The following is a 1278-nucleotide window of genomic DNA, read 5'->3' on the forward strand; positions in this document are numbered from 1 at the left end:
TGGATATTCAGGTGATGCTGACCCCCCATTCAGGCCATACTGACCCCTCTAGAGATTTTGGTCAAAAAGATAAGTTAATGACAATATTACAGTTTTTTTCTAAGACTTTCTCCTTTAAGTTCTATTCGGTGGGAAGTGTGTACCAATCGATCTAAAATAGCGTCGGCAATGGTGGCTTCTCCGATAATATCATACCAGCTTCACACCGGTAATTGGCTGGCTATAATGGTTGATGATTTTCCGTGCCTGTCTTCAATAATTTCCATCAGATCCATTTGCTGTTTTTTGTCCAGATGGGCCAACCCAAAATCATCCAGGATGAGTAAATGGGCTTTTGCCAGTTTATCAAAAAACTTCAGGAAGCTTCCATCAATACGGGTCATTTTGGTTTTCATCAGTAATTTTTGGGTATTGAAGTACAGCACCTTATTGCCCTGGCTGCAGGCATGGTGTCCTAAAGCCGAGGCAAGGAAGCTTTTTCCGCAGCCTGTGGCCCCGGTAATCAGCACCGATTCCCCTTTTTCAAGATATCCGCCGGTAGCCAGTTCGATGATCTGGTCTTTATTGATTCCCCTGGAGGCTTCCAGGTTGAGTTCTTCTATGGTGGCCTGGTACCTGAACTGGGCACTTTTCTTCAGGCGTTCAAAGCGCCGATGGGTACGCTCTTCGGCTTCGGCTTGTAATAATACTTCTAAGCCCTCTCCCAGAGATAGCTCGTGGTGTTGCCGGGTTTCTACCATAGCGTTCCAGCTGCGGTGCATTCCCCCGAGTCGGAGTTGTGATAATTGGTTTTCAATAGTGTTCATCTTATATTTAATTTTAATAGTTACTTATTTATAAAAAGAAGCCCCACGGATATTCCCATGGGCAGGCAGGGATTTTACCTGTGGTTCCTCCTGATAGTCGGTCATCCGGTTCTCCAGGACCTGCTTTAAGAACCGGTAAGAATACTGCCCGTGGTCCAGAGCAATGCCACAGGCTTTACTAAAAATCTCACGATTGGTTTTTCGGGACAGGTTCAATATGCCATCACAGGTTTTATAAAGCTGCTCAGGATATTTGTCCTGTTTGAACAAGGCTTCCATATACCGGTAAAGTTCTTCAGAGTGGTTATACCCGCGTTGCAGGTAATACGTGGGGCTACGCTCTTTATAGTACTGGTGGTGGGAACACAGGTGTTCCTTCCGGGTGGTATACCCTCCTTTTTTATGGTTCCTGGGATGCGTGGCTATAAGTCCTGCTTTATGATAGATCCTCACCAAAGAGCGGGTGTAAATA

General features: G+C 45.5%; 2 pseudogenes. Both read right to left on the reverse strand.

The annotated features are described in order from the left end of the window. Nucleotides 1-86: 86 nt before the first annotated feature. Nucleotides 87-806 (reverse strand): annotated as a pseudogene (istB, locus tag RM553_RS19395) (IS21-like element helper ATPase IstB). 24 nt (nt 807-830) lie between these two features. Continuing rightward, nucleotides 831-1278 (reverse strand): annotated as a pseudogene (locus RM553_RS19400) (hypothetical protein); the annotation flags it as partial.

Origin of the sequence: Autumnicola tepida (assembly GCF_031846485.1) — a bacterium.
GTDB classification, from domain to species: domain Bacteria; phylum Bacteroidota; class Bacteroidia; order Flavobacteriales; family Flavobacteriaceae; genus Autumnicola; species Autumnicola tepida.